We start from the raw sequence: 23,513 nt of genomic DNA on the forward strand, positions 1-23,513 counted from the left end.
ATCGGTGTCCTTCTCCTGCTGCCGGCCCACGCGTGGATTCACTGACCCAGATCGTTCTTGGCGGCGCCGTCGCCGCCGCCATCGCACCGGCCGGCCACCGCCGCGCCGCGCTGCTCGCCGGTGCCGCGCTCGGCACCTTGCCCGACCTCGACTCGCTGCCGCTGCTGCTGCTCAGCGACAACCCGGTGACGCTGATGACCGCGCACCGCGGCTTCAGCCATTCGCTGTTCGTGCTGCCGCTGTTCGCCACGCTGCTGTGGTGGCTGTTCCTGAAGTTCGGCAACGGCCGCGTGGCGGCCTCGCCGCGGCGCTGGTTCTGGGCGATCCAGCTGGCCCTGATCACCCATCCGCTGCTCGACGCGTTCACCGTCTACGGCACCCAGCTGTGGTGGCCGCTGATGCCGCCGCCGGCGATGTGGTCCAGCGTGTTCATCATCGACCTCGGCTATACGCTGTGGCTGCTGATCGCCTGCGCCATCGCCTGGTTCGCGCGCGCGCGGCCGCTGGCGCAGAAGGCGTTGCTGGCCGGTCTGGTGCTGAGCAGCGCCTACCTGGGCTGGTCGCTGATCGCCAAGGGCATGGTCGAGCGCGAAGCGCAGCGCAGCCTGGCGGCGATGGGCCTGGGCGATGCGCCGCGTTTCTCGGTGCCGTCGCCGTTCAACACGCTGCTGTGGCGGGTGGTGGCGATGACGCCGACCGGCTACGTCGAGGGCGAGCGTTCGCTGGTCGCCGACAGCGGGCCGATCGTGTTCCGCGGCTACCCGTCCAACACCCAGGCGCTGGGCGAGGCCGGCGACGTGCCCGACGTGCAGCGCCTGCTCTGGTTCAACCGCGGCTTCATGCGCGTGCGCGAACGCGACGGCGTACTGGAACTGTCCGACCTGCGCATGGGCAGCGAGCCGGACTACAGCTTCGTGTTCGCCGTGGCCCAGCGCGACGCCGACGGGCGCTTCCAGCCGCTGGCGCCGTCGCGGCAGCTCCGTGAGCCGGTGCGGGTGCGGCGCGAACTGTCGCGGATGTGGGAGCGGATCTGGGTGATGCCGCTGGCCGCACCGCTGCATCCGGACGCGGCGGCTCCGGCGCCTGCTGCAGGGACAGGCGGCGCCGCGGAGTGAGCGCAACGCGTCGAGCGCCCGGACTGCTTCAGTGGCTCCGGGCGTCGCGCTGGCCCGGCCGGATCGGTGGAGCGTGGCGTCGTGCGGTCCGGGCCGGGTCAGTACACCGCGGCATCGTGCCGGCCGGGCCAGGTCAGTAGACCGCGGCGTCGTGCCAGCCGGGCCAGGTCAGTACACCGTGGCCCGGGCCTGCACGAACGAGTAGAAGAACACGGCGTCGGGGTCGTTCTGGACCCGGCGCATCTCGGCGCGCACGCCGGCGACGGTGTCGGCATCGACCGCACCGGCGGCCAGCAGCTGGTCGGCCGCCGACAGCAGCAGGTCTTCCCAGAACGCGATCATCGTCTTGCGCCGGGCCGGTTCGCGGTTGTCCAGGTGCAGGGTCTTGATCGAGGTGGCGACATCGCGGAAACCACCCGCCAGCAGCAGGTTGCCGAGCTTGGCGCCGACGAAGGGATCGCCGCCGTGGTCGTGCTGGAAGTCGTTGAAGGCCATCCAGTAGCGCCACACGTTGGGCGAGTACGGATGCAGCAGGAACGAGGCGTTCATCACTTCGGTGATGTACACCGGCGAGCCCGGCGCCAGCACCCGGCGCACCTCGTTGAGCACCCGTGCCGGCGAGGGCACGTGTTCCAGCACCCAGCACAGGAAGGCGGCATCGAACTGGCGCGGCTCGAACGGCAGGTCGGCGGCGTCGGCCTGGTGCAGGGTGTAGCGGTCGCGGCACCACGGCGTGCGTTCGAGATTGCTGCGGGCGGTGTCCAGCTGCGCCGGGCTCAGGTCGACGCCGGTGACGTGCAGCTCCGGGAAGCGGCGCAGCAGGATCTCGGTCTGCGCGCCGACGCCGCTGCCGACCTCCAGCAGGCGGCGCGCGCCGCTGTAGTCGATGTCGCCGAACAGCGTGGTTTCGAGCAGGCGCGCCTGGCGGACCAGACGGTGCTGTTCGACGTCGGAGAATCCGTGCAGATAGGTCGGCGTGGTCATCGTGGCGCTCCGGGATCGACTGGCGCCGAGTGTAGGCCCGGCCGATGCATCCCGGATGCGGCGGAGCGGCATGCCGGCGGGACGATCCGTTGCAGGTGTCCGCAACGGTGACCCGGAAACTGCTCGATGTCCTGCTGCGCTCGCCGGCCTGTGCGCGTGGGGTGCCCGGCATCGCGCAGCGATGGCTCACAGGATGGCCGCGATGGAACAGGCGTCATGTCGCATTCATCGCCCACAAGCCGCACTTCCGGCGCTCGGTCGCGGGGCATCCGCCGCCGCGCGCGACAGCCCCTGGACGTGATCGTCAGGCCGCGCTGGCCAGCTCCGGGCGGACCCCGGCGATCAGCGCATCGAAATAGTCGCGGGTCAGCGCCAGCTGCGCCTCCGGCGTCTCGGCGCGGTTGACCACGGCGCGGAACGCGGCGTTGTCCGGATGGTCCTTCGCGTACCAGCCCAGGTGCTTGCGCGCGATCCGCACGCCCTGCGGTTGCCCGTAGAACGCGTGTAGCGCCTGCAGGTGGCCGAGCAGGGTGTCGCGGACCTCGGCCAGCGACGGCGGCGCCAGCAGTTCGCCGGTGGCCAGGTAATGGGCGACCTCGCGGAAGATCCACGGCCGGCCCTGTGCGGCGCGGCCGATCATCACCGCGTCGCAGCCGGTCTCGCGCAGCACCTGCGCGGCCTTCTGCGGCGAATCGATGTCGCCGTTGGCGGTGACCGGAATGCGCAGGTCGGCCTTGATCGCGGCGATCGTCGCGTACTCGGCCTGGCCGGTGTAATGCTGGTCGCGGGTGCGGCCGTGCACGGCCAGCGCGGCGATGCCGCAGTCCTCGGCGATGCGCGCGATCACCGGTGCGTTGCGGTGGTCGCAGTCCCAGCCGGTGCGGATCTTCAGGGTCACCGGCACGTCGACCGCGCCGACCACCGCCGCCAGGATCCGCGCCACCAGCGCCTCGTCCCGCATCAGCGCCGAGCCGGCCCAGGCGTTGCAGACCTTCTTGGCCGGGCAGCCCATGTTGATGTCGATGATCTGCGCGCCGTGGTCGACGTTGTAGCGGGCGGCCTCGGCCAGCTGGGTCGGCTCGGTGCCGGCGATCTGCACGTCGATCGGGTCGGGCTCGCCGTCGTGGTCCATCCGGTGCAGCGACTTGCGCGTGCTCCAGAAGCGCGGGTCGCTGATGGTCATCTCGGACACGGCAAGACCGGCGCCCAAGCGCTTGCACAGCTGCCGGAACGGCTTGTCGGTGACCCCGGCCATCGGGGCCAGGATCACCTTCGGTTCGATGCGGTAGGGGCCGATCTGCATGGTGCGGAGTGTAGCGGCGCCGGTGTCCGGGCCCGATCACGGGCCCGTGGGCTCAGCCCTCGAAGCGCGCGCGGACCTCGTCCAGCCGCGGCATCGCCTCGGCGGCGCCGGCGCGTTCGGTCGACAGCGCCGCATAGCGGTTGGCGAACCGCACGTGGGTGGCGAAGGCGGCGTTCGGCTCCTGCGCCAGCGAGGCGACCAGCGCACCGTTGAACGCGTCGCCGGCACCGGTGGTGTCGCTGGCGGTCACGCTCTCGGCGCCGACCCGGTAGTAGGGCTGCGCGTCGCCACGCGGCTGTTCCTCGGAATGCGAGACGAACACGCCGACCGAGCCGAGCGTGACCACCACGGTGCCGTGCGGCAGCAGCTTGCGGCACAGGCCATGCAGGCTGACACCGTCCAGCGCGGCCACCGCGTCCGGCTCGATGCGCTCGCCGACATGGCGTACCAGCAGCGCGGCGAACTCGGTCTCGTTGGGGGTCAGCAGGTCGGCCAGGCGCAGCAGGCCGATGCTGGTGCTGGCATTGGCCGGCGCCGGATTGAGCACGGTGGTGACGCCGGTTTCGCGGGCCAGGCCCAGCGCCGCCTCGATCGCCTCCACCGGCGATTCCAGCTGGGCGAGCAGGGCGCCGGCATCGCGCAGCACCGGGCGGATGTTCTGTACGTGGTCCGCGCTCAGCGTGCCGTTGGCACCGGCGCCGACGACGATGCTGTTGCGGCCGCGGGCGTCGACGTAGATGCCCGCGGTGCCGGTCGGCTGGTCGCTGGCCTCGGCATGCAGCTTGATCGCATCGCCTGCGGCCAGGTCGCGCGCCAGGGCGCCGCCGACATCGTCGCCGAGCGAACAGACGAACCGGGTATTGGCGCCGGCGCGCGCCGCGGCCACCGCCTGGTTGAAGCCCTTGCCGCCCGGGCCGGTGCTGTACTGGCCGGCGATGGTCGCGCCGACGGCGGGCAGGTCGGCGCAGCGCCAGACATGGTCCACGTTGAAGGAGCCGACGACGATGACGGAATGCATGGGGCCTCGCGATGCTGCAGTGGTGCGGAAAGAATGTGCCGGACGCGGATCAGCCGAAGTGCGAGAGCACGCCGGCGATGGTCGCGGTCATCAGGGTGGCGATGCTGCCGCCGAGCACGGCGCGCAGGCCGAAGCGGGCCAGGTCCTGGCGACGCTCCGGGGCCAGGCCGCCGATGCCGCCGATCTGGATCGCGATCGAGCTGAAGTTGGCGAAGCCGCACAGCGCGTAGGTCGCGATCAGGCGGCCTTCCTCGCTCAGCGACATCCCGGCGACGCGGCCGTTGACGATGTCGGCCAGCTGCAGGTACGCGACGAACTCGTTGATCACGACCTTTTGGCCGATCAGCGAACCGACCGTGGTCGCATCGGCCCACGGCACGCCGATCACCCAGGCGATCGGGGCCAGCACGTAGCCGAAGATGGTGGCCAGGTCGGTCGGGCGGCCGATCGCGGCCTGCAGGCCGGTGACTTCGCCGATCCAGGTCAGCGGCCAGTTGACCATCGCGATCAGGGCGATGAAGGCCAGCAGCATCGCGCCGATGTTCAGCGCCAGGCGCAGGCCGTCGCCAGCGCCGGCCGCGGCCGCGTCGATGATGTTGGCGGTGTTCTTCTCCACCTCCATCTTGACCGTGCCGCGGGTCAGCGGCTCGCCGGTCTCGGGGATCAGGATCTTGGCCACGACCAGGGTCGCCGGCGCGGCCATGATGCTGGCCGCCAGCAGGTGCTTGGCGTAGAACGCCTGCTGTTCCGGATCGCCGCCGCCGAGCATGCCGACGTAGGCCGCCAGTACGCCGCCGGCGATGTGGGCCATGCCGCCGATCATCATCGTGATCAGCTCCGACTCGGTCATCTTCGGGATGTACGGGCGCACGGTCAGCGGTGCTTCGGTCTGGCCGATGAACACGCTGGCGCAGACGCTGGTGGTTTCCGCACCGGACACGCGCATCACCTTGGTGATCGCCAGCGCCATCACCCGGACCACCGCCTGCATGATGTTCAGGTGGTACATCACGCCCATCAGCGCGGCGAAGAAGATGATCGTCGGCAGCACCTGGAAGGCGAAGATGAAGCCGTACTTCGAGGTGTCCATCAGGTCGCCGAAGATGAAGGTCGAGCCGGCGTTGACGAAGGACAGGATGTGGACGAAGCCATGTCCGAGCGCGTCGAACACCTCGCGGCCGCCCGGCACCAGCAGCACCAGCGCGGCGAACGCGATCTGCAGGGTCAGGCCGGTGGCGACCAGCTTCCAGTCGACGCGGCGCTTGTTGTTCGAGAACAGCCAGACGATGCCGATCAGGACAGCCAGGCCGAACAGGCCGAAACCGACGCGTCCGAAAGCCTCGAGCATGTGGATATCCCCAGAAGGAATGTTAAAGAATCGCGAAAGCGTAGCAGGTTGAGCGGTCGCGGTGGGTAAGCCGCCGCGACGACAGGAAGATGAACGCGCGTTCGCACGCCATTGCCTGCGCGATGGACGCCGCCGCGCGGTGCGTGGGTGCTCGCCCGACGCCCGTGGCGGATGCCGGGTGCGGGTCCTCTACACTGCCCGCCTGTCACGTGGAGAGCACACATGCATTACCGTCGCCTCGGCGCTTCCGGCCTGCAGCTGTCGGCCCTGTCCTTCGGTGCGTGGGTCACCTTCGGCCGCCAGATCGGGCGGGGCCAGGCGCGCGAGCTGGTCGCCACCGCCTGGGATCATGGCGTCACCTTCTTCGACAACGCCGAGGTCTATGCCAACGGCGACGCCGAGCGGGTCATGGGCGACGTGATCGCCGACCTGCGCCTGCCGCGCGATGGCTACTGCGTGTCCAGCAAGGTCTACTTCGGTGCCGCCGAGGATCCGCGCCCGACCCAGCGCGGCCTGTCGCGCAAGCATGTGGTCGATGCCTGCCATGCCGCGCTCAAGCGTCTGCGGGTCGATTACCTGGATCTCTACTACTGCCATCGCCCGGATCCGGACACCCCTGTCGAGGAGACGGTCGCGGCGATGGACCTGCTGGTCCGGCAGGGCAAAGTGCTGTACTGGGGCACGTCGGAGTGGCCGGAGGCGTTGATCCGCGAGGCCGCACGCGTGGCGCGCAGCCAGCACATGGCCGCACCGACGATGGAGCAGCCGCAGTACAACCTGCTGCACCGCGACCGGGTCGAACTCGAGTACGCGCCGCTGTACTCGGAGCTGGGCCTGGGGACCACCGTGTGGTCGCCGTTGGCCTCGGGCCTGCTGACCGGCAAGTACGCCGATGGCGTGCGCGATGCGGGCCGCCTGGCGGAGCCGGGCCTGGAATGGCTGCAGCGGATGGTGGTCGGCGAGGCCGGCGAGCGCCGGCTGGAGCGTGCCGCACGCGTCGCCGCGGTCGCCCGCGAGCTGGGCGAGGCGCCGGCCACGCTGGCCATCGCGTGGTGCCTGCGCAATCCGCACGTCAGCAGCGTGATCCTCGGTGCCAGCAGCACCGACCAGTTGCTGCAGAACCTGCAGGCGCTGGACGTCGCGGCGCGTCACGACGACTCCGTCTGGGCACGGCTGGAAGTGGCCGCGGCCGCCTGAGCGGGTGGTCGTCGGCGCTACCTGCAGGGCGGGCGACGGGCCGGCATCCGACCGGTCCGACAGATGCTTGACACGAGAATGCGAATAATTATCATTAACTCCGAATCAACCGGAGCGTCGCCATGAACGTGCATCGCCTGACCCTGCCCAACGTCGAAGCCCAGCGTGTCCACGTCGCCCCGCCCGCCATCGGCGAAGAGCCGGTGCTGAGCAGCGAGACCCTGTTGAACGGGCGCCGCGAGATCCTGATCCGCCATGGCGACAAGCTCTATCGCCTGCGCCACACCAGCAACGACAAGCTGATCCTCACCAAGTAAGCCGGGCCGGCGCGCCGTTGCCGGCGCCTTGGACCAGCGCGGTGTCGATCGTCCCGTGACGTGCCTGGCCGTCCCCGCGTGGCGGCCACCGTGGCGGCGGTCGGCACCGGTCTCGATGCCGCATGTGCCGCCGGCCAGCGCCGGCGCAGGGAGGTCGCGATGGCAGGCCTGCTTCATCACGCAACGATCCTGTCGCCACCGGTGCCGGCCGTTCTGCCCGCACCGCGGCAACTGGCCGAGCTGGGGACGGTGCTGTGCCTGTACCGGCCCGAGGATGGCGGCGAACTGGGCGGCTGGCTGCAGGCGGTCCGCGCCGAGGCCAGCATCGGGATGGACAGCGACGGGCCGCATGAGAGCCTGTCGTTCTACGACGCACGCGACCGCTGCTGCTGGCGGCTCTATCTGCTGCCCGACAGCGATTTCCTGGCCTGGGACACCCTGAGCGCGCGTCTTCCGGCCTGTCGCGACGTGGCGGCCAATGGCGTCGCCGAACGCCTGTGGCGGCGGCTGGCCGGGCGGCTTGGTGGCGGCCACTGGCGGATCGGCGCGCTGCGGTTGCATGCACTGCCCGGTGCCGGAACCCTGGCATCGAGCCAGGCGCCGGTATCGGCGCTGGGGATCGCGGCCGCGCGCCGGATCGCGCGCGCCGAAGGTGCCGAAGGCGACATCCGCTACGACGACTGCTGCTGCGCGCGTGCGGCAGCGGCGCGATCCACGTTCTCTCCGGCCGGTGGCAGCGAGGTGCCGCTGGTCAGGCTCTAGGAAACGCGCGTTCCCGGAGCTCCCCGGACCTCGACCGCCATGGACGGCACTCCTTCATCCGGCTCGCCACAGATGACCCCGACGACCCTGCGCTCCACGTTTCTGCCGGCCTGCCTGCTCGCGCTGTGCCTGCCCGCGCTGGCGGCACCAGCGACCGAGCCACCGCCGCACGACCGCGACAGCATCCTGGCGATGCAGGGCGAGTACGCGGTCGACTTCGCGTTCGACGAAACCGTGCTGCTGCGCCCAGGCTACGAACGTGCACCGGCGATGCGCAGCGGTGGCGACGAACTGGTGCTGGTGGTCGAGGACACGCCCGGGCGGATCGTGCTGCAGCACCTGCTGGTCGACGCCGGCAGTGGTCACGTGACCAAGCACTGGCGGCAGGACTGGACCTGGCAGGCCGGCCAGCGCTTCGAGTACGGCGGGGAACAGACCTGGCGCGTGCGCGCGATTCCCGCCGACACCACGCAGGGCGCGTGGACCCAGTGCGTGTACGAGGTCAGCGACGCGCCGCGCTACTGCGGCACCGGCCGCTGGCGCCACGACGACGGCATCGCCACCTGGACCAGCGACCTGTCCTGGCGCCCGCTGCCGCGGCGCGAGTACACCCGCCGCAGCGACTACAACGCGCTGGCGGTGATCAACCGGCACACGATCACGCCCGGTGGATGGACCCACGAGCAGTTCAACACCAAGGTGCTGCGTCATGCCGACGGCCGCCAGGAAGAGATCGCGCGCGAGTTCGGATTCAACGACTACGTCAGGACCGACGCCATCGATTTCGCGCCCGCCCGCCGCTACTGGGCCGGCACGGCCGATTACTGGGCGCGTGTGCGCGCCCGCTGGGACCGGCGGCTGGTCCAGCCGCCCGGCCTGCGGTTGAAGACCGGCATCGATGGCATGGGCCTGATCATCCCGCTGTTCACCCAGGCCGGCGAAGAACAGGAAGGCAGGCACGTGCCCGATGCGGAGATCGATGCGCTGTTCGACCGCTGGGTCGAGCCCGCACGCTGAGACGCGACCGGTGGCGCGTATCGTCCGGTGCCGCGCGCCGAAAAAAGACCCCCGCATCCTTGCGGGGGAGGGGATCGCATCGGGGATCCCGGCATCGGGGCCGGGTATCCGGTCGCGCCCGGGGGTCGGGCGGATCGATGGGTGTCACGCGGCGGCCTGTCAGCCGCTCCGGCCACGACGCGGTGACTCGCCGGCCGGATCGGGGCAGGGCGCTGCATGTCCGCAGCGGCGTCCGCACGGCCGCCACGCCATCGCGCACCGCAGGCGGTACGCGGCGACGCCTGTGCCGCTCAGGCGAAGACCTGGATGCGGCTGCCTTCGGCCGCTGCGGGAGCCGGTGGCGGTGCGGGCGGCGCCGGCGGCGTCGGCGCATGTCGCGGTGCGGGTGGAGCGGCGGGCGCAGGCGGTGCCGGTGGCGCCGGAGGTGCCGGGGGCGGCATGAACCCACCCAGGCTGGGCACCCGGTCCGGCACCGTCACCAGCACCTCCTGGCTGCGCTTGTCGCGCATCAGCCGCACGCGGCTCTGCTGGCCCGGCGGGCGTGCGCTGATCGCGCGCATCGCCTCGTGCGGCGAGCTGACCGCCTTGCCGTCGATTTCCCGGATCACGTCGCCGGCCTGCAGATCGGGCAGCGTGCCCTGGCTGAGGATCAGCACGCCGCTGTCGGTGCCGAAGTAGCGGCCGAGCTGCGGGTTCAGCGCGGTCAGGTTGAGCCCGTTCCAGCGCAGCGCCTCGATCAGCAGCGGCGAGCCGCAGTCGCCGCTGTCGCAGCCGGCGCCCCGGCTGAAACGCAGCACCTCGCCGCTGATGCGCGGCGCCAGGCCTTCCAGGTCCAGCGGCTGGCCATCCACCAGCGCCAGCGCGGCGGCGCTGGCGGGCTGTGCGTGCGCGCGGCCGATCACGAGCGGGCCGCTGATGCGGGGCGTCGCCTCGACCTCGTGGCGCCTGCCGTCGCGCTCGTAGGTCAGCCGCAGCGGACGGTCGCGGGACAGGTCGGACAGCAGGTCGCGCGCGGCGTCGACACGCGCCTCCGCATGCGCACCGGTGATCGACGTGCCACCGATCTTCAGCAGCCGGTCGCCGGTCTTCAGGCCGGCCTCCTCGGCGCCGCTGCCGGGCGTGACGCCGCTGATCCGCACGCCGTCCTTCCGGTCAGCCTCCAGCAGCACGCCCAGGCGCGGCCGGCCGGTACCCAGCTGGATCGTGCGCGACGAGGAGGCGATGCCGTGCGCGGACAGCTCGGCCACGCGGCGGGCCGCGGCCTGCAGGTCCGCGCGTGCGGCGGCGAGCTCGGCCTGATGGCCGGTGACGCTCTCGGCGGCGAGCGCCGGGCCGATCGTGCAGGCCAGCAGCAGGGCAAGCGGGGTGAGGCGGAAGGCGAGCGGATGCATGGTGGACTCCGTGGGCATCGGGGACATCAATAGACGGGAAGGACGGCGTAGTCGGCGCCGCCGCCATGGAGCACGGCCAGGCGCTGGTCGGCGGCCAGTCCGGTGAGCTGGCGCAGCACATCGACCCGCTCGCGCCACAGGCCGGTGCGCGCGGCGGCATCGAGTTCGCCCCAGGCCAGCGCGTCGTCGATGCCGGCCACCTGCGCCTGCAGCGAGGCGGCCAGCGCGAGCTGCACCGCATCGCCGCTGTCGCCGCTGGACAGTGCGGAGAGCAACGCTTCCAGTCGCGCCGACTCGCCGTGGAGCTGCTGCAGTTCGCTGGCCGTTGCGGTCGGTGGCGCGGACGATGGCGGCATCGTGGCTGCAGCCGTCGTGGGGGCCGTCGTCCGGCGCGCGTCCGGTGCCGGGAGCGGCGCATCGGAGGTGTCCGCGCTGGGCGTGGGGACGTGCTCGACCGATGCCGGAGTCTCGACCGCGACAGCGTGGCGCGTGGGAGCGGTGCCCGACGCGGTCGCCGGTGGCGTATCCGCCTGCCGGGGTGCATCGACCAGAAGCAGGGCAGGGGCCGCCGCGAGCAGGCAGACCGCCGCGGCGATCGCGGGCAACCGCCAGCGTGGCGGGCGCCTGCGTGCATGCAGCTGGCTTGCGAAGCGGGCGGCCGCCGCCGGAGGAGGCGTTTCCAGCGGCAGGGCGGCGAATGCCTGCTGCCAGTCCTGGGGAGGGCGGATGTCGGTCATGGCGATTCCTCGACCTGCAGCAGCATGCGCAGGCGGCGGGTGCCGCGCGCCAGCTGCGATTTGGAAAAACTCTGGGTGCGCTGCATCAGTGCGGCGATCTCCTCGTGGGTGTGGCCCTCGGCGTGGTACAGCCACAGCACGCTGCGGGTGGCCGCCGGCAGGGCCAGCAGCGCGCGCTGAAGGGCCGCGGCATCGGCAACGGCCGGTGGTGGCGCGGCGGTGTCTTCCGGGTCGTGCCCGTCCAGCGGCAGCGCCTCGTCGATCCGCCGGTTGCGACGCATGTATTGCAGCGCCTCGTTGATCGCCACCTGCCGCAACCAGCCCCAGAACGGACCCTGCCCACGGTAGTCGCCGACCCGATGCAGCAGCCTGAGCATCGTGTCCTGCAGCACTTCGCCCGCCGCTTCACGGTCGCCGCACAGGCGCAGCGCCAGGGTGAACACCGGGCGCTCGAACCAGCGGTAGAGCTGCTCGAACGCCGCCGCCTCGCCGCCGCGCGCGCGTCCGAGCAGCGACTCGGGGACGTCGATGGCGAAACCGGAGCGGGGAGCGCCCGCGGCGCGCGTATCGGCCGCGGCGACCGCAGGAGCGGATGCGAGGCAGCGGGTGGGCGCGTGCAAGGCGGGTTCGGTGCTCATATGACCGTGTGGATGCAGCTGGCGGCGAAAGCGTCGCAGGCGACGATGCGGTCCGCGGCCGGCGGCGATGGCGACCGCCTATACTGGGCCGACTGGGGATCACGGGCCATCGGGCCGCAAGGAGCTGGGGATGTTCGAATCGAGTTTTCTCGCCATCGTGCTGCTGGTGGCCGGCATCATCATCCTGTTCAAGACCGTGCGCATGGTGCCGCAGGGCTTCGAGTGGACGGTGGAGCGCTTCGGCCGCTACACCCACACCCTGACCCCGGGCCTGCACTTCCTGGTGCCGGTGATCTACGGCGTCGGCCGCAAGATCAACATGATGGAACAGGTGCTGGACGTCCCCAGCCAGGACGTGATCACCAAGGACAACGCGGTGGTGCGCGTGGACGGCGTGGTCTTCTTCCAGGTACTGGACGCCGCCAAGGCCGCCTACGAGGTCGCCAACCTGGAAGTGGCGATGATCGCCCTGGTCCAGACCAACATCCGCACCGTGATCGGTTCGATGGACCTGGACGAATCGCTGAGCCAGCGCGAGACGATCAACGCGCAGCTGCTCAACGTGGTCGACCACGCCACCAATCCGTGGGGCCTGAAGGTCACCCGCATCGAGATCCGCGACATCCAGCCGCCGCGCGACCTGGTCGATTCGATGGCGCGGCAGATGAAGGCCGAACGCGACCGCCGCGCGGTGATCCTGGAGGCCGAGGGCCACCGTCAGTCCGAGATCCTGCGCGCCGAAGGCGACAAGCAGGCGGCGATCCTGCAGGCCGAGGGCCAGAAGGAAGCCGCGTTCCGCGAGGCCGAGGCCCGTGAGCGCCTGGCCGAGGCCGAGGCCCGCGCGACCGCGATGGTGTCCGAGGCGATCGCCAACGGCAACGTGCAGGCGATCAACTACTTCGTCGCGCAGAAGTACGTGGAAGCGTTCGAGAAGCTGGCCACCGCGCCGAACCAGAAGTTCGTGCTGATGCCGATGGAGGCCAGCGGCATCATCAGCTCGATCGGCGGCATCGCCGAGCTGGCCAGGGAGGCGCTGGGCAAGGATGAGGCGCCGGCCCGTACGCCGCCGCGCCTGAGGGACTGACCATGCGCTGGGATGCCGTTGGCTGGGGAGCGGTGGCGCTGCTGCTGTTCGCGGCGGAGACGCTGGCACCCGGCGCCTTCATGCTGTGGATGGGCTTCGCCGCCGCAGTGGTGTTCGTCGGCGTGCTGCTGATGCCCGGGACCACGCTGCTGATGCAGGTGGTGGCGTTCGTCGTGCTGAGCTTCGTCTCGATCCAGATCTACCGGCGCTGGTTCCGCAAGCGCGCGCGCCAGAGCGACCAGCCGCTGCTCAACCGCCGCGCCGAGCAGCTGGTCGGCACCGTGGTGCCGCTGGAGCAGGCGATCGCCGGCGGTCGTGGCCGGGTCCGCATCGGCGATGCGTTCTGGGTGGTGGACGGGCCGGACCTGCCGGTCGGCACCCCGGTGCGGGTGATCGCGGTCGACGGCATGACCCTGAAGGTGCAGCCGGCCTGACGGCACGCGGCCGGCCGTAGCCGCGTCGCGCCAGCAGCAGGCGCGATGCTGCAGGGCGGCTAGGGGACGACGCGACGCATCGGCGATAATGGCGGTCTTTCCCAGCGAGACTCCGCGATGACCCGCAAGACCGTCCTCAACGACACCCACCGCGCGCTCGGCGCCAAGATGGTCGACTTCGGTGGCTGGGACATGCCGATCCACTACGGCTCGCAGCTGGACGAACATCATCTGGTCCGCCGCGACGCCGGCATGTTCGACGTCAGCCACATGACCGTGGTCGATCTGCGCGGTGCGCGCGTGCGCGAGTTCCTGCGTCACCTGGTCGCCAACTCGGTCGACAAGCTGAAGGTGCCGGGCAAGGCGCTGTACACCTGCATGCTCAACGCCCAGGGCGGCGTGATCGACGACCTGATCGTCTACTTCATGGGCGAAGAGTTCTTCCGTCTGGTGGTCAATGCCGCGACCCGCGACAAGGACCTGGCATGGATCACCGCGCAGGCCGCCGCATTCGACGTGCAGGTGAGCGAGCGCGCCGAGTTCGCGATGATCGCCGTGCAGGGCCCGACCGCGCGCGAACGCGTGATCGGCCTGCTGCGCGACGCCGACCGCGAGGCCGCCGGCAAGCTCGGCCGCTTCGCCGCGCTGGAGGCGCAGTCCGGCACGGGCGTGCCCCTGTTCCTGGCGCGCACCGGCTACACCGGCGAGGACGGCTTCGAGATCGTGCTGCCGGAAGCCGAAGCGGTCGCGTTCTGGAACGCGCTGCTGGAGGCGGGCGTCAAGCCGGCCGGCCTCGGAGCGCGCGACACGCTGCGCCTGGAGGCCGGCATGAACCTCTACGGCCAGGACATGGACGAGGCGACCTCGCCGTATGAAGCCGGCCTGGCCTGGACCGTGGCCCTGGACGAGGGCCGCGACTTCGTCGGCCGCGACGTGCTCGAGGCGCAGAAGGCCGCCGGCGCGCCGCGCCAGCTGATCGGCCTGGTGATGGACGAGAAGGGCGTGCTGCGCCATGGGCAGACCGTGCTGACGCCTGCGGGCGAGGGCGAGATCCTGTCGGGGACGTTCTCGCCGACGCTGGGCAAGGCGATCGCGTTCGCACGCGTGCCGGCCGGCGACCTGGCGCCGGGCACCGACGGCGTGCGCGTGGACATCCGCGGCCGCGAAGTGCCGGTGCGCGTAGTGCGCTTCCCGTTCGTCCGCGAAGGCCAGGCCCAGCCTGGCGTGCTGGGCTGAGCGCCTGCATGGCCGTCGTCGACTATTACTACAGCCTGATTTCGCCATGGTCGTACCTGGGCCATGACGCGCTGCTGGCGACGGCCGCGGAGACCGGTGCCACCATCGTGCATCGGCCGGTACGGATCTTCGAACTGTTCGCGGCCAACGGCGCGGTGCCGTTGCCGCAGCGGGCGCCGGCGCGGCAGCGCTACCGGCTGATCGAACTGCAGCGCTGGCGCGAACAGCGTGGCCTGCCGCTGAACCTGCAGCCGGCGTTCTATCCGGTCAACGTCGCCGATGCCGACCGGATCGTGATCGCGCTGGCCGGCATGGAGATCGATCCGTCCGGCTTCGCAGGCGCGGCATTCCGCGCGCTGTGGGCGGAGGAACGCAACCTGGCCGACCGCGCGACGCTCGCCGCGCTGCTGGACGCCTGCGGGCATCCGGTCGAAGCGGTGCTCGCCGCCGCGGCAACCGAGGTGGTGGAGGAGCGTTACGTCGCCAACACCCGGGCGGCGATCGCGGCCGACCTTCCCGGTCTTCCCGGTTACGTGCTGGCCGGAGAACCGTTCTGGGGCCAGGACCGGATCGAGCAGCTGCACGTGGCACTGGCCGGCGGGCGTGCGCCTTACGGCGCCGGCTGAGCGGGCCGCCGCCGCGCCCGGTTCCGGTGCGGCGGAATCCTCCGTACACTAATCGCCCATTCCGCATCGAACGCGTTACCGGAGCACACCCATGAGCGAGATCCCAGGCGATCTGAAGTTCCTCAAGTCCCACGAGTGGGCCCGTGTCGAAGGCAATGGCCGCGTCACCGTCGGCATCTCCGACCACGCGCAGGGCCTGCTGGGCGACCTGGTCTACGTCGAGCTTCCCAACGTCGGCGACAGCGTCGAGGCCGGCAACGCGGTGGCGGTGGTCGAGTCGGTCAAGGCCGCCTCCGACGTCTACGCGCCGGTGGGTGGCACCGTCGTCGAGGTCAACAGCGCGCTGGCCGACAAGCCGGAGACGATCAACGAGGACGCCTACGGCGAAGGCTGGCTGTTCGTGCTGGAGATCGGCGATGCCGACCAGCTCGCCGAACTGCTCGGCCCGGACGATTACGCCGAGCTGATCGAGAACGGCGACGACTGACCGGTCGCCACCGGCAGCCGCCGCAGAACGCCCGCCATCCGGCGGGCTTTTTTTTTTGCGCGGCGAACCCGGGCGCGCGGAGGTGGCCGACGCCTTGGTCGAAGGCAGGAGTCGCGTCCTGTGCAGGCGTTCGGCAGCGAGAGGTATTCCGGAGCGCATCGTGCCGTCCGATGTCGCCGTCGGGTGTGCCTCGTGCGTCGCCGATCGCCTCCGGCGCGCGCCTGCAGGTGCGTCGTTCTGGTCGAGCGACGGCGCAGGCGGGCAAATTTTTTTGCGCAAATCGACTTGTGCGACGCGATACGGCGTGCGTGCGGCAAAAAAAAATGCACCCGCGTCCGCAGCGCGTGATCGCTGCGTGGACGACGTCGGAGTGCTGTCGCCTGGTGATATTTTCATCACCATATTTTTTTCCTGTTTCAGGAAACGGCTTGTTTTTGGCTGCGGTTCGCAACGCCACGCGATGAGCGCATGCAGCGTGCCGATACGCGGGGTCGGCGCATCTGGCTGGTACCGGTCCGATCCGGGTGAACCACCGCAAAAAAAAACTGCGACGGGTGTTGACAGTGAAAAAAACCGTGATTAGGTTTCGCCCAGCAGACGCTGCCTGCCGAAGCGAGTGAGTCGAATCAACACCACAACGCGAAGCACAACTCGGTCATCCACCAGGAACCTCACGACGGTGGAACAGGCCCGCTTCCCCCAGAGAAAAGCAGCGACCCCCGAATCCAACGCCTGCAGTCACCGCGACTGCAGGCGCACCCGTATCCGGATCGACGCGCGTATCGCGCCGACGGACTCACCGCGGCAGGTCATGCCGCGGTTTTGTGCGACTGGGCAGTACACCCCATAAAGTTCACTGACGAGGAGCCACCCATGGCAACGAAGAAAGCTGCTGCGAAGAAAAAGCCCGCCGCCAAGAAAGCGGTGAAGAAGGTCGCCAAGAAGGCCACCGCCAAGAAGGCGGTGAAGAAGGTCGCCAAGAAGGCGACTGCCAAGAAGGCCGCCCCGAAGAAGGCAGTGAAGAAGACTGCGAAGAAGGCGACCGCCAAGAAGGCAGTGAAGAAGACTGCGAAGAAGGCGACTGCCAAGAAGGCCGTCAAGAAGACCGCCAAGAAGGCGACCGCCAAGAAGGCAGTGAAGAAGACTGCGAAGAAGGCGACTGCCAAGAAGGCCGTCAAGAAGACCGCCAAGAAGGCTGCTGCCAAGAAGCCGGCCGCCAAGAAGGCCACCGCGAAGAAGGCCACCGCGAAGAAGGCCGCCAAGAAGCCTGCCGCGAAGAAGAAGGTCGCCAAGAAGAAGCCGGCTCCGGTCGCTCTGCCGGCGACCCCGGCGCCGCTGATCTGATCCAGCCCCGATAGCCGTACCCGAATGGCTCCCTCCCCGACGCCCAGCGGGGAGGGAGCTTTTTTGTTGGGCCGCGGTTACCCTGCGCGGCAACGGAAGCGAGGGAGACGGGCGTGCGGTTGATCAGATGGCTGCTGGCCGTGGTGCTGCTGCTGGGTGTGGTGTTTCTCGGCGGCGCGTTCCTGCTGCCGTCCACGACGGTGGTCGAGCGCAGCCGGACCGTCGCCCTGTCGCCGTCCGACAGTTTCGCGCTGCTCGATTCGTTCGAGCATTTCACCGCATGGTCGCCGTGGACCGCGTTCGACCCGCAGGCCCGCTATGTTCGCTCCGGACCGGCCAGTGGCGTCGGTGCCCGCCTGGCCTGGAGCGGCAACCAGGCGCTGGGAAGCGGCAGCCAGGAGATCGTCGCGCATGACCGCGCAGCCGGCACGATCGACGTCGCGCTGGACTTTGGCGGGCATCCGGCGCGCACGCGCTACCTGATCGCGCCTGCCGCCGACGGCAGCCTCCTGACCTGGCGTCTGGAAATGGACCATGGCTACGACCCCTTTGCGCGCTGGGTCGGCCTGCTGATGGACCGCATGATGGGGCCGGACCTCGAGCGCGGCCTGGCCATGATCGATCAGGTGGAGCCCTCGCCGGCGCGTTGAGCACGCACTGCGTGGCAGGCTGTCCTTGATCGGCCAACCGGGATGCGGGGCTGGCCGCAACTCGGCAATCGGCCGCGCCGGCGCACGCGCCATTCGGCTGCTCTCGCGACACGTCCCGGTGTCGTGCGTGCGCAGACGCATCGCTGCTCGTCGTGCCCTGGATCTTCGTGGTCTGACCGCCGTCCCTCGGCGCTGCGCGCGCACGGAGACGCCGCAGGGTGCTGGATCGGCCTTCGTCGTGGCCTGCTCCCACCTGCTGCTCTCCCTTCGTGCAGGAGCGCGCACGTCGTTCATCAGGGTGGCCCTGGCCGATCATGGCCGGCGGCCTGGCATCGCTGGTCTTAGCCGGATGAGTGCGCCGTGCCGATCCGCCGCAACGATCCGCGGGCATGCAGCATGGCGCCACGCCGTGGATCGGTCTGCCGCGCAATGCCGATGCGCAGGTGCGCGCGGACGCTGACGCTGACGCCCACCGGAGGGCATGAGGCGATGGCGGGGACGCAGCAAACGGAAACGGCCCCGAGGCGATCGGGGCCGTCATGCTGTGACAGGAGCCATCCTGCGCGCATCGCGCGCCGGGACTTCAGTGCGGCGAGGCGGTGGCGCTGCTCGACGAGGCGCCGCGCGCTGCCGGCGCGCTGTCGGCGTCGGCAGGCGTGTTTTCGGCCATCAGCGTGTCGGCGCCGAAGTCGAAGTCGACATCGAGCCAGCGATGCGCCGGCAGGCCGACCGCCTGGTCGATGATCGTCGGCAGCAGGCCCGAGGGCAGGGGGCTCTCGCTGTTCCAGAGGATCGCGATGCCCAGATCGCGGCCGGGCAGCAGCGCGGTCAGTCCACGATAGCCCTGGACCGCGCCGGCGTGGAACACGACCTCCTCGCCGGCATAGTCGAACACCCGCCAGCCCAGCGCATAGCTGGCCGCGTTGACGCGGTCGCGGCGCCAGCCCGAGCGCATCTCGCCCGGCGTGGACACCACCGGTGCGTGCAGCGTGGCCAGCAGCGGGGCGGAGAGCACGTCGGGACGATGGCCGGTATGGGCCAGCAGCCACTGCGCCATGTCGCTGGCGCTGGCATTGACGCCGGCCGCCGGCGGCAGCCGGTAGTAGGTGGGCTTGGGCGACAGCGACACCCAGCCGTTGCGGCTGCGCACGTGCGGACGCGCCCAGCTGGCGCTGGACTCGATGCCGGCCAGGCCCAGGCTGGCGTCGTGCATGCCCAGCGGTTCGAACAGGCGGCGCTGCACGGCCTGCTCGTAGAAGTTGCCCGACGCGGCGAAGACCACGTCGCCGACCAGGCTGAAGGCGACGTTCTGGTAGGCGTAGCAGTCGCCCGGGGCGCAGGCCAGTGGCGCCGAGCCGAGCTTCTGCGCGACCTGGTAGTACTCGGCGTTGGCCTCGATGTCGCGGTCGTAGGCGTTGTGCGCCTTCAGGCCGACGCTGTGGCTGAGCAGGTCGGCCACGGTGACCTGGCGGGTGTAGTCGGCGTTGCCCAGGTGGAAGCCGGGCACGTAGTCGGCGACCTTGCTGTCCCAGCGCAGGCTGCCGTCGTTGACCAGCAGGCCGGCCATGGTGCCGGCGAAGGCCTTGGACAGCGAGGCCAGGCGGAACACGGTGTGCGCGTCGACCTGCTGCGGGCGGACCACGTCGGTCACGCCGTAGCCGCGTGCGCTGAGGATGCGGCCGTCGTGGACGATCGCGACCGCCAGGCCCGGCACGCGCTGGCCGTAGGTGAGCTGTTCGGCCATCGCCTCGAAACGGGCGATGTCGAAGCCTTCCGCCAGCGGCTTGACCTCGGCCGCCGGATACTGGCGATAGGCCTGCGGCTGGATCGGCGGAGGCAGTGCGCCGGCATCCAGCGTCGGCGTCTGCGCGGTGGAGGGCAGGGCCGTGCCAAGCAGCAGGCCGAGCGAGCAGGCGATCAGCGTACGAGTGCCGAGCGACCGGAGGGAGGACGACCTTCCTGGCCGACGTGCGTGCGCGTCTTTCATGGGATTTGTGCCTGTAAGCTACCGCTTCGGGCGATTCTAGCCCCGCTTTTCGCAAATGCACAAACAGGGAGAAGATGAATGGGCAGTTTGTTGATCCTGTTGGTAATTCTCGGCCTCGCGCTCGCTGTGGCGCTGTGGGGTGTGGGGATCTACAACGGCCTGGTCACGGCCCGCAACAGGTTCAGGAACGCCTTCGCCCAGATCGACGTGCAGCTGCAGCGCCGCTTCGACCTGATCCCCAACCTGGTCGAGACCGCCAAGGCCTACATGGCCCACGAGCGGGAGACGCTGGAAGCCGTGGTCGCGGCGCGCTCGGCGGCGCAGTCGGGCCTGGCCGCGGCCAAGGCCAACCCCGGCGACGAAGCGGCGATGGCGCAGCTGGCTGCCAGCCAGGGCCAGCTCAACGGCGTGCTCGGCCGGCTGATGGCCGTCGCCGAGGCCTATCCGGACCTGAAGGCCAACCAGACCATGATGCAGTTGTCCGAGGAGCTGACCAGCACCGAGAACCGGGTGGCGTTCGCACGGCAGGCCTACAACGACGCGGTGATGGGCTACAACAACCGGCGCGAGACCTTCCCGTCCAGCCTGGTGGCCGGCGCGTTCAATTTCGCCCCGGCCGCGCTGCTCGACATCCCCGCCGACCGGCCGCAGGTGCGCGAGGCGCCGAAGGTCAGCTTCTGATGCGGACCGGCCGCGCCTGGCGCGGTGCCCCGTCCATCCCCGGCGGATCCACGCGGACGGCAGACACCCGCCGCGGGCATGGGGACGGACGATGAACTTCTTCGAACACCAGGCCGCGGCCCGGCGCGGTGCCGGCCGCCTGATCGTCCTGTTCGCCCTGGCCGTGCTCGGCATCGTGCTGGCCGTGGATGCGGCGGTGCTGCTGACCACGGGAAGCTGGAAGGCGGTGCTCGCCGCGACCGTGGCGACGCTGGCGGTGGTCGGCTTCGGCTCGCTCTACCGGATCGCCTCGCTGCGCGGTGGAGGCGCGGCCGTGGCCGCGCAGATGGGCGGGACCTGGGTGCCCGAGGACACGCACGACCCGGCGCTGCGCCGGCTGCGCAACGTGGTCGAGGAGATCGCGATCGCGTCCGGCGTGCCGGTGCCGCGGCTGTTCGTGCTCGAGCAGGAAAGCGGCATCAACGCCTTCGCCGCAGGCTATTCGCCCTCCGACGCGGCCGTGGCCGTGACCCGCGGCGCGCTGGACCGGCTCAACCGCGACGAGCTGCAGGGCGTGATCGCGCACGAGTTCAGCCATGTGCTCAACGGCGACATGCGGCTGAACATCCGTCTGATGGGCGTGTTGTTCGGGATCATGATGATCAGCCTGATCGGCCAGCGCATCCTGCTGTACGGGCGCGGCGGTGGACGCAGCAGCCGCAACGTCAGTGTGGTGCTGATCGCCGCGCTGGTCGCCGTGGTGGTGGGCGGCATCGGCACGTTCTTCGGGCGGATGATCAAGGCCGGCGTCAGCAGGCAGCGCGAGTACCTGGCCGATGCGTCTGCAGTGCAGTTCACCCGCCAGACCGCCGGCCTGGCCGGTGCGCTGAAGAAGATCGGCGGCCTGCCTGCGGGTGCGCAGCTCAACGAACGCCCGGACGCCGAGGAAGTCAGCCACATGCTGTTCGGCCAGGGGATGGCGCTGTCCGGATGGTTCGCCACGCATCCGCCGCTCATCGACCGGATCCGGCGTCTGGATCCGGCGTTCAACGAGGCCGCGCTGCAGACGCTGAAGGCGCGATGGCTGCGCGAACCGCCCGACGGGCTGCGCGAGGACGTGGCGCTGGGGTTCGCGTCGGCGTCCGACCTGCCGGCCCCCGCCGCGGGCGCGACGCCGCCGGCGTTGCCCGCGCGTGATGCGAACCTGCCGCTGACCCCGCCGATGGTGGCCGCCCAGGTCGCCTTGCCGGCCGACGACGACTACCGGCATGCGCACGACCTGGTCGAAGGTCTGCCGGATGCCCTGCGCGATCTGGCACGCCGGCGCGATGCGGTGATGCCGCTGCTGGCCGGTCTGCTGCTGGATGCGGATCCCGCGCTGGCCGCGCGCCAGCGCACCGAAATCGCCGCCCGCTGCGGCGAGCCGCTGGCCGCGCAGGCGGTGGAGCTGCGCCAGGCGTACCTGGCGCAGCTGCATCCGATGCAGCGCCTGCCGCTGGTGCAGATGGCCTTCCCGACCTTGCGCCAGCGTCCGCGCCCGGAGCTGGAGCGCTTTCTCGGTGCGATCGACGCGATGGTGCACAGCGACGGCGCGGTGTCGGTGTTCGAATACTGCGTGTCGCAATTGCTGCAGGTGCAGGTGCGCGAGGCGCTCGACCCGAGCCGCTATGCACGTTTCGGCCGGCGCAAGCCGGGCGGCGTGAAGCAGGAGTTCGCCACGCTGCTGGCGGTGCTGGCGCAGGCCGGGCATCCGGGCAGGCCGCAGGACGCGCAGCGCGCGTACCTGGCCGGCCTGCAGCGGGTGCTGCCGCGTGATCATGTGCCGTATGCGCCGCCCGCCGAGGGCGTACGTGCGCTCGACGCCGTCTGGGAGCCGCTGGATGCGCTCGAGCCGCTGGCCAAGCAGGTGCTGGTCGAGGCGCTGACCGATGCGGTCTCGCATGATCGCAGGGTCGCCGTGTCCGAAGCGGAGTTGCTGCGTACCGTCTGCGCGGTACTGCACTGCCCGTTGCCGGAAGAGCAGCGGTATTCGGAATTCTTAGACGTTCTGATCCAGGATGATCATTAAAAATAGGAACTCAAGCATTCTGTTTGAGTCGCGCCTGAACGTTGCAATTAGGGGTTCACGGATCCGTAGCCGCGCCGGGTACGGTCGACGTCGGATTTGGTGTTGCAATCAGTAAGTTCGATATATGGAACTCACGGGGGGGTAATAGGTCACGAATCAATTAATGCAATGTCAGTGAACTTGTTCCTTGCCAGCTTGTTTATAGGTCCGGCGGGTTTGGCCTAGGTTTGGGGGCTGGGGGTGGTGGATCTGCTGGATTTACGGAAATAAATATCTATGTCGTTGACCGCCATGAAGAATAACTCCATTTTTTTCATTTCTTTAGCCCTTGCTGCTCTAGGTATATTTTCTTTATTTGGCGTTAGGCCTTATTTGATGGAATTGTACCTCACTGGTCCAAGGGAGGTCGATTTTGTCAATGGGTATATTTACCCCTACGATGCCCATGGAGTTACTGTTTATTTTTCGTTGAGACAGGTTCTGTTTATAAATACTTCAATGGTGTTTGGGGTTTTATCCCTTGTTTCTTCCGGGGTCCTTTTAAGTAAATGTCCCCCCCCATCCAAGGGGTTCTGAATATAGGTAATTTTTATCAATAATCTGTTGGGATTTAGTTGTCGTGCGACAATATGGTTGCGGAAATTTTCTTCGTTAACTCAGATTACTCAAGAACAGATAGTCTGGATCCTGAAAGAGGTTGAGGCCGGAGCCAAGGTTGCCGAGACCTGTCGCAAGCACGGGATCAGCGGTCGACGGTCTAGGTCCGGAAATCAAGTGCGCCTTCATGAAGGTGTCGCAACTGCGACAACTGAAAGAAGTTGAAGCAGAGCTGGCGCGGATGAAGCGCATGCGTGCCGAACTGGCGCTGGAGCACCATGAGATTAAAGACGTGCTGTCGAGAAACGGTTGAGCCAGGCTCGGCGACTGGAGCTCAGTCTGGCGATGCGACGCGGGCATGGACTTGGCGCCCGACGGGCCTATCAGGCCTTGAGATTGTCACGTTCGGCGCGACACTATCGTCCGCACCCGCGCGGCGACACACAGTTGATCGAGGCGATGGAGCCGCATATCAAGCACAATCCCGGACATGGCTTCGGGCTGCTCGTAGAC

The 23,513-nt window shown here is 69.5% G+C and carries 24 protein-coding genes and 1 pseudogene; 17 read left to right on the forward strand and 8 right to left on the reverse strand.

Features of this window, described 5'->3' with window-relative positions:
* Positions 1-32: 32 nt before the first annotated feature.
* Positions 33-1,115: a metal-dependent hydrolase gene (locus tag IB242_RS00795; protein WP_192275296.1), complete on the forward strand. Its 1,083-nt coding sequence runs from the start codon at positions 33-35 to the stop codon at positions 1,113-1,115.
* Between the two features lie 168 nt (positions 1,116-1,283).
* Here the strand turns inward: IB242_RS00795 and IB242_RS00800 are convergent, their stop codons facing one another.
* The 4 genes from IB242_RS00800 to IB242_RS00815 all read right to left on the reverse strand — a co-directional run bounded on the left by IB242_RS00800 (position 1,284) and on the right by IB242_RS00815 (position 5,768).
* A complete protein-coding gene (locus IB242_RS00800; RefSeq protein ID WP_192275297.1) occupies positions 1,284-2,099 on the reverse strand; it encodes a class I SAM-dependent methyltransferase in 816 nt (271 codons plus the stop codon).
* Positions 2,100-2,403: 304 nt separating this feature from the next.
* The gene (gene dusB, locus IB242_RS00805; protein ID WP_192275298.1) at positions 2,404-3,402 is read right to left on the reverse strand and encodes a tRNA dihydrouridine synthase DusB; all 999 of its coding nucleotides are present in this window, start codon (positions 3,400-3,402) and stop codon (positions 2,404-2,406) included.
* A gap of 52 nt (positions 3,403-3,454) precedes the next feature.
* Positions 3,455-4,420: a ribokinase gene (locus IB242_RS00810; RefSeq protein WP_192275299.1), complete on the reverse strand. Its 966-nt coding sequence runs from the start codon at positions 4,418-4,420 to the stop codon at positions 3,455-3,457.
* 49 nt (positions 4,421-4,469) lie between these two features.
* A complete protein-coding gene (locus tag IB242_RS00815; RefSeq protein ID WP_192275300.1) occupies positions 4,470-5,768 on the reverse strand; it encodes a nucleoside transporter C-terminal domain-containing protein in 1,299 nt (432 codons plus the stop codon).
* A 222-nt stretch (positions 5,769-5,990) separates the two neighbouring features.
* On the opposite strand from IB242_RS00815, the gene IB242_RS00820 reads away from it, so the two are divergent.
* From IB242_RS00820 to IB242_RS00835, 4 genes are all read left to right on the forward strand, one after another.
* Positions 5,991-6,965, forward strand: coding sequence for an aldo/keto reductase (locus IB242_RS00820; RefSeq protein ID WP_192275301.1), 975 nt, complete (start codon positions 5,991-5,993; stop codon positions 6,963-6,965).
* Positions 6,966-7,087: 122 nt separating this feature from the next.
* Positions 7,088-7,282, forward strand: a complete 195-nt coding sequence (locus IB242_RS00825) for a hemin uptake protein HemP (RefSeq protein WP_192275302.1) — start codon at positions 7,088-7,090, stop codon at positions 7,280-7,282.
* A 159-nt stretch (positions 7,283-7,441) separates the two neighbouring features.
* The gene (locus IB242_RS00830; protein ID WP_192275303.1) at positions 7,442-8,044 is read left to right on the forward strand and encodes a Hemin transport protein; all 603 of its coding nucleotides are present in this window, start codon (positions 7,442-7,444) and stop codon (positions 8,042-8,044) included.
* Positions 8,045-8,116: 72 nt separating this feature from the next.
* Positions 8,117-9,061 (forward strand): DUF6607 family protein, encoded by a 945-nt coding sequence (locus IB242_RS00835; protein ID WP_192275304.1) that lies wholly within the window; start codon positions 8,117-8,119, stop codon positions 9,059-9,061.
* Positions 9,062-9,351: 290 nt separating this feature from the next.
* On the opposite strand, the gene IB242_RS00840 is transcribed toward IB242_RS00835, so the two are convergent.
* The 3 genes from IB242_RS00840 to IB242_RS00850 are packed head-to-tail and all read right to left on the reverse strand — an operon-like array spanning position 9,352 to position 11,827.
* On the reverse strand, positions 9,352-10,452 hold the full coding sequence (locus IB242_RS00840) for a PDZ domain-containing protein (protein WP_192275305.1): 1,101 nt from the start codon (positions 10,450-10,452) through the stop codon (positions 9,352-9,354).
* A 26-nt stretch (positions 10,453-10,478) separates the two neighbouring features.
* Positions 10,479-11,189 (reverse strand): hypothetical protein, encoded by a 711-nt coding sequence (locus tag IB242_RS00845; RefSeq protein WP_192275306.1) that lies wholly within the window; start codon positions 11,187-11,189, stop codon positions 10,479-10,481.
* Positions 11,186-11,827: a sigma-70 family RNA polymerase sigma factor gene (locus IB242_RS00850; protein WP_192275307.1), complete on the reverse strand. Its 642-nt coding sequence runs from the start codon at positions 11,825-11,827 to the stop codon at positions 11,186-11,188. The genes IB242_RS00845 and IB242_RS00850 overlap by 4 nt, the downstream gene beginning before the upstream one ends.
* 130 nt (positions 11,828-11,957) lie before the next feature.
* On the opposite strand from IB242_RS00850, the gene IB242_RS00855 reads away from it, so the two are divergent.
* From IB242_RS00855 to IB242_RS00890, 8 genes are all read left to right on the forward strand, one after another.
* Positions 11,958-12,911 carry an SPFH domain-containing protein gene (locus tag IB242_RS00855; RefSeq protein WP_192275308.1) on the forward strand — a complete coding sequence of 318 codons (954 nt, stop codon included), beginning with the start codon at positions 11,958-11,960 and terminating at the stop codon, positions 12,909-12,911.
* A gap of 2 nt (positions 12,912-12,913) precedes the next feature.
* Positions 12,914-13,345 carry an NfeD family protein gene (locus tag IB242_RS00860; RefSeq protein WP_192275309.1) on the forward strand — a complete coding sequence of 144 codons (432 nt, stop codon included), beginning with the start codon at positions 12,914-12,916 and terminating at the stop codon, positions 13,343-13,345.
* Positions 13,346-13,462: 117 nt separating this feature from the next.
* Positions 13,463-14,581, forward strand: coding sequence for a glycine cleavage system aminomethyltransferase GcvT (gcvT, locus tag IB242_RS00865; protein ID WP_192275310.1), 1,119 nt, complete (start codon positions 13,463-13,465; stop codon positions 14,579-14,581).
* A gap of 8 nt (positions 14,582-14,589) precedes the next feature.
* The gene (locus IB242_RS00870; protein ID WP_192275311.1) at positions 14,590-15,207 is read left to right on the forward strand and encodes a 2-hydroxychromene-2-carboxylate isomerase; all 618 of its coding nucleotides are present in this window, start codon (positions 14,590-14,592) and stop codon (positions 15,205-15,207) included.
* Positions 15,208-15,298: 91 nt separating this feature from the next.
* Positions 15,299-15,694 (forward strand): glycine cleavage system protein GcvH, encoded by a 396-nt coding sequence (gene gcvH / locus IB242_RS00875; protein WP_192275312.1) that lies wholly within the window; start codon positions 15,299-15,301, stop codon positions 15,692-15,694.
* Between the two features lie 160 nt (positions 15,695-15,854).
* On the forward strand, positions 15,855-16,277 hold the full coding sequence (locus tag IB242_RS00880; RefSeq protein ID WP_192275313.1) for a hypothetical protein: 423 nt from the start codon (positions 15,855-15,857) through the stop codon (positions 16,275-16,277).
* Positions 16,278-16,567: 290 nt separating this feature from the next.
* Positions 16,568-17,038, forward strand: a complete 471-nt coding sequence (locus tag IB242_RS00885; RefSeq protein ID WP_192275314.1) for a hypothetical protein — start codon at positions 16,568-16,570, stop codon at positions 17,036-17,038.
* Between the two features lie 113 nt (positions 17,039-17,151).
* Complete coding sequence (locus tag IB242_RS00890) at positions 17,152-17,688, forward strand: SRPBCC family protein (RefSeq protein WP_192275315.1); 537 nt, start codon at positions 17,152-17,154, stop codon at positions 17,686-17,688.
* 583 nt (positions 17,689-18,271) lie between these two features.
* On the opposite strand, the gene IB242_RS00895 is transcribed toward IB242_RS00890, so the two are convergent.
* Positions 18,272-19,675 carry a serine hydrolase domain-containing protein gene (locus IB242_RS00895; RefSeq protein WP_192275316.1) on the reverse strand — a complete coding sequence of 468 codons (1,404 nt, stop codon included), beginning with the start codon at positions 19,673-19,675 and terminating at the stop codon, positions 18,272-18,274.
* Between the two features lie 78 nt (positions 19,676-19,753).
* Between IB242_RS00895 and IB242_RS00900 the strand changes: the two genes are divergently transcribed.
* The 4 genes and pseudogenes from IB242_RS00900 (at position 19,754) to IB242_RS20610 (ending at position 23,313) form a co-directional block, all read left to right on the forward strand.
* Positions 19,754-20,356 (forward strand): LemA family protein, encoded by a 603-nt coding sequence (locus IB242_RS00900; protein ID WP_192275317.1) that lies wholly within the window; start codon positions 19,754-19,756, stop codon positions 20,354-20,356.
* Between the two features lie 91 nt (positions 20,357-20,447).
* Positions 20,448-22,403 (forward strand): M48 family metallopeptidase, encoded by a 1,956-nt coding sequence (locus IB242_RS00905; RefSeq protein WP_192275318.1) that lies wholly within the window; start codon positions 20,448-20,450, stop codon positions 22,401-22,403.
* Positions 22,404-23,036: 633 nt separating this feature from the next.
* A pseudogene (locus IB242_RS00910) lies at positions 23,037-23,150 on the forward strand (transposase); the annotation flags it as partial.
* Between the two features lie 37 nt (positions 23,151-23,187).
* Positions 23,188-23,313 (forward strand): hypothetical protein, encoded by a 126-nt coding sequence (locus IB242_RS20610; protein WP_255523457.1) that lies wholly within the window; start codon positions 23,188-23,190, stop codon positions 23,311-23,313.
* Positions 23,314-23,513: the final 200 nt, after the last annotated feature.

Origin of the sequence: Xanthomonas sp. XNM01, assembly GCF_014851915.1 — a bacterium.
GTDB lineage: Bacteria > Pseudomonadota > Gammaproteobacteria > Xanthomonadales > Xanthomonadaceae > Pseudoxanthomonas.